The sequence below is a fragment of the Corallococcus llansteffanensis genome, assembly GCF_003612055.1.
Taxonomy (GTDB): Bacteria; Myxococcota; Myxococcia; order Myxococcales; family Myxococcaceae; genus Corallococcus; species Corallococcus llansteffanensis.
Window position 1 is genome coordinate 1 of record NZ_RAWB01000779.1, and the last position, 3,720, is coordinate 3,720.

Annotated in this window: 3 protein-coding genes; 1 reads left to right on the plus strand and 2 read right to left on the minus strand. The window is 68.8% G+C overall.

The features are described 5' to 3' along the window. The first annotated feature begins 41 nt into the window (after window positions 1-41). The gene (locus D7V93_RS40020) at window positions 42-365 is read left to right on the plus strand and encodes a hypothetical protein (RefSeq protein WP_120648285.1); all 324 of its coding nucleotides are present in this window, start codon (window positions 42-44) and stop codon (window positions 363-365) included. Window positions 366-374: 9 nt separating this feature from the next. Here D7V93_RS40020 and D7V93_RS40025 read toward each other — a convergent pair whose 3' ends face one another. Continuing rightward, entirely contained in the window at window positions 375-1,736 is a 1,362-nt protein-coding gene (locus D7V93_RS40025; RefSeq protein WP_120648286.1) for a hypothetical protein, read from the minus strand. Window positions 1,737-1,790: 54 nt separating this feature from the next. Next, window positions 1,791-3,720 (minus strand): ATP-binding protein (locus D7V93_RS40030; RefSeq protein ID WP_372338416.1); only part of this gene is annotated, 1,930 nt, incomplete at its 5' end.

A 3,720-nucleotide genomic window follows, 5' to 3' on the forward strand; every position in this document is an offset into this window, starting at 1 on the left:
CCCATCCTCCTGGATAACCCTCCTGCTCGGAAGGACGCCCCATGGCTTCGATCGCGGCACTGAAGACCCAGGCTCGCGCGAACTGGCGCACGTGGCTCGTGTTGGCCACAGCGCCTGTCGCCGCGCTCCCCCTGCTCGGGGTGGGAAGCTCACATCACAGGCGGAGCGGGCCGTTCGCCCACGTCGCCTCGGGGGCCATCGGGTTGGGGGTGTTGTCGTTGGCCTTCATGGGCCTGGGCCGGATTCCACGGTGGCCCGCCCGCAAGGCAGGCGGGAAGGCGTGGCAGACCGCGCCGAAGGACTTCCCTATCTCCGGCTCGATGGTGCCGGAGGAGTTCGCCGCGTCGATGGCGTCCGGCCACTGAGCGCGAGGCTCAAGGGCGGCGTTCGATGCCAATCGAGACCGACGGTCCGGTGAGGGCCTCCCCGGTGCCGTCGGACAGGGAGACGATGCCCAGGCTCGCGGAGAACACGGTGGTGCCGGCGCCGCCGGTGCCCTTGAGGAAGCTGCGCACGCCGAGCTCGCCGAAGTTCCAACCGCTGGCGGCGCCACCGCCCGCGCCGAAGAGGGAGAGGCTGGGGGTGAGAGGCACCTGGACCTCGCCCCGGCCCGAGCCGAAGCGGAACTGGTTCTCACGCGAGAGGATGGAAGAGCTCCACGCGATGTGGAAGCCATCGAGCGCGCCCAGTCGCAGCACCTGCTGCACGGAGGGGCCCGCGTTGGACGCGCAGACGTTCTTGCCTTCGATGGGCAGGTACGTGTCCGGGTCCAGTTCGGCGCTGCACTCCTTCTGGCCGAACAGCGCGCCCGCGCCGATTCCCACTTCGAGGAAGTCGGTGGCATAGGCCACGGCGACGTAGGCGGAGCCCGGGGTGTGGCGCAGGCCGGTGCCGAGCCCGAAGCCCACGGGCTCCAACTGGGCGCTCAGCACGAGGGGGAGCTCCCCCGGGCGCCACGCGACGAAGGCATCCAGCAGCAGGCCCCCTGCGCGCGCGGATCGGCCCAGCCGGGTGGTGGCGTCCAGTGCGAGGAACGGCCGGGCATGGAAGCCGTAGCGCAGGTGCGGCACGCCGGGTTCGGGGAAGAAGAGGCGCGCGGTCGCGGGAGCATCGGTGACGACGGCGGAGTCCCCCACGCGCACGGCTTCGCCCCGGCCCAGGCGGGCGAGGGCGGAGTCCTCGCGGGTCTCGACGACCTCCAGCACCACCTCGCGGGAGGACTGCGTGCGGACGCGGACGCGGGCCCCTTCACGGAGGCCCGCGGTGTCGCCGCCGGAGAGCGTCACGTCGCCATCCTTCACGGCGGTGACGGTGAGCCGTGCGCCGGTCGCCGGAGGAGGCTGCTGGGGTGCGCGGGTGGGGGGCGCTTCGGTGACGACGGTGAGGTCGCGCGTCGCCCCCAGCGCGGATGCCAGCGAATCGGGCTGGGGCTGTTCGGGCGTGGCCAGCGAGAACGCGTGGGCCTCCTCGCGCTGCTCGATGGCGAGGAGGGACTGGCCGACGACGACGAGCCGCACGAAGCGCCGGCCCTCCTCCAGACGTCGCACGAGCTGGGGCGCGGCGCCATCGAGCTTGAGGACGGCGATGCCGCCACGTCCGAGCGCGGCGTAGGTCACGCCCTGGTGCGCGACGGCATCCAGGACGGGGCCCAGGCCCAGCGTCTCCGCTGCGCGGGACGCGGCGGAGGCGGGAGCCTGGGCGACGATGATGGAGGCGAGGAGGGTGGGGAGGAGCATTGCGGCTGGCTCTATAACGCTCCCGCCCCCCCACCGTCGTTGAACTCCGGGTGACTAATCGACGAGCAGCCGCTTCACGGGCGCGGGATCCACGGCGACCATCAGCGGCCGGGTGAAGTGGCTGAAGGACATCAAGGCCTGCCCCGGCGCAAGCCGTGACACTCGGTTCCACAGACTCTCGTCGATGCTACCCACGCTCTGCTTGAGTCGCCCGATGACCGACCCATCGGTGATCTTGTGGATGATGAAGTTGTTGAGCAGGGCCAGCACCTCCGTAGGGAGGTGTTGAGGAAGCTGCGTGACGAAGACGAGCCCCAGCCACCGCTTGCGGCCCCGCTTCGCGATCCGTGCCACCTGTTCGAAGAGGGTCTTCATCTGGGCGATGCGGCTGGCGGACAGGAACTCGTGCGCCTCCTCGATGATGATGATGACCGGAGTGACCTCTCCACCCTCGCGGTGGGCCTTCTCGTAGCTGGCCTCCTGACGCTCCTGGATACCGCGCAGGATGTCCGCGATGACCAGGTTGTTGAGCTGGGGCGAATCCGTGTCCGACAAGTCGATGACGGACACGCGGCCCGGGGAGAGCATGGCGTCGTACCGCACGCCCTCCGTGGTTCCCATGTCGAAGATGTTCAGCCTGCGCAGCCGCTGGAGCTTGCTGGCGAGGGCCTTCCAGCTGATGACGTTGCGGCTGCTCTGGGCCATCACCCGCCGCATGACCTTGCCGGGGTCGGTCTTGAACACACTGAAGAGCGTCATCCCATTGGCGGGCGTGGAGTCCTCCTCCTCCAGCGCCTCGATGTCCTCCTGGATCGTCCCCTTCGCCTTCGCGGCCCGCCGCGGCCGGCTCTTCCCTTCCGCCTTGCCCTCGTCGCTCAGGCTGTAGAGGTACGCGTTCACGACGTCCAGCACGTGCTGGATGGTCATCTTCGGAAAGCCGGTGGACAGCTCATCGACCTCCAGGGCCTCCCTGCGCTCTGCTTCCGTGACGGGATAGACCTCGAAGTCCTCGAGCAGCAGCTTCGTGACGTCATACGCCTTGAGGAAGCGCTCTTGCTGCGCATCCGACATGTCGAGGATCTCCGCCAGCGCATACGGCGACAGGCTGGAGAAGTTCAGCGAGAAGCGGTGCAGGTTCTTGTGACGCGGGTTGCGACTCTCCCGGCCGACGAGGTGATGGATGTGCAGGTCCTTCACTCCCTCGGCCTGTTGCCCCCGGCGCTGGAGGGTTTCCACCATCGCCGAGTGGTCGGTGGGTTGGTCCACATGCGTGTATTCACCCTCCACGTCGAAGACGATGGTGGCGATGCCCTCGCGCTGGGCCCGGTGGATGAGGGTGGCCACCGTGGTCGACTTGCCGCCACCCGTCGTCCCGATGATGCCGGTGTGCCGGGGCAGCACCGACTTGTCCCGGGCGTTGATCCGCGCCTCCATCCGCTCGTAGCCCACCACCGTCCCGATGCTCATCTCTCCGGTGACCCCCAGCACCGTCGCGCTCTCCTTCTCATCGAGGACGAAGACGGGACTCTGGGGACGGGGACGGAAGCGGTGTGGCTTGAGGACCCCCGCCGCCTCTTCTCCGAGGATCTCGACCTCCGCCCGCCCGTGGTACTCGAAGGTGTAGGTGAGCTTCTTGCCGTGGGTCACCACGCCAATGGCCATGGTGGAGTTCGCGGGGACGGCATTGGGTTCCGCGAACGGGCCCCGGACCACGACACCCAGGTAGGTCTTGTCGTCCTGGCGGCACTTGATGCGCACCAGGGTCTGCGAGGCAAGCCGGTGCAGGTCCTCCTTCGTCGAAAGAACAGTGATGAGGTTGTCGTGGCTCGCGCTGGTGTCGAAGTGGGTGAAGCCCACGGCGTTCTCCAGCTCGGGATCGGCCTTGAGGGCCTCCGCCTTGGCCTTCGCCGCATCCAGCTCGTTCTTCGCGCCCGCTGGCAACGGCTGGGCGACCTCGTTCCTGGTCTCCTGGGCGACAGGGGGC

What these genes read in the sequence shown, in the direction of transcription:
- D7V93_RS40020 (WP_120648285.1), top strand. Translation starts at nt 42, where the DNA reads ATGGCTTCGATCGCGGCACTGAAGACCCAGGCTCGCGCGAACTGGCGC.
- D7V93_RS40025 (WP_120648286.1), bottom strand. Translation starts at nt 1,736, where the DNA reads ATGCTCCTCCCCACCCTCCTCGCCTCCATCATCGTCGCCCAGGCTCCC.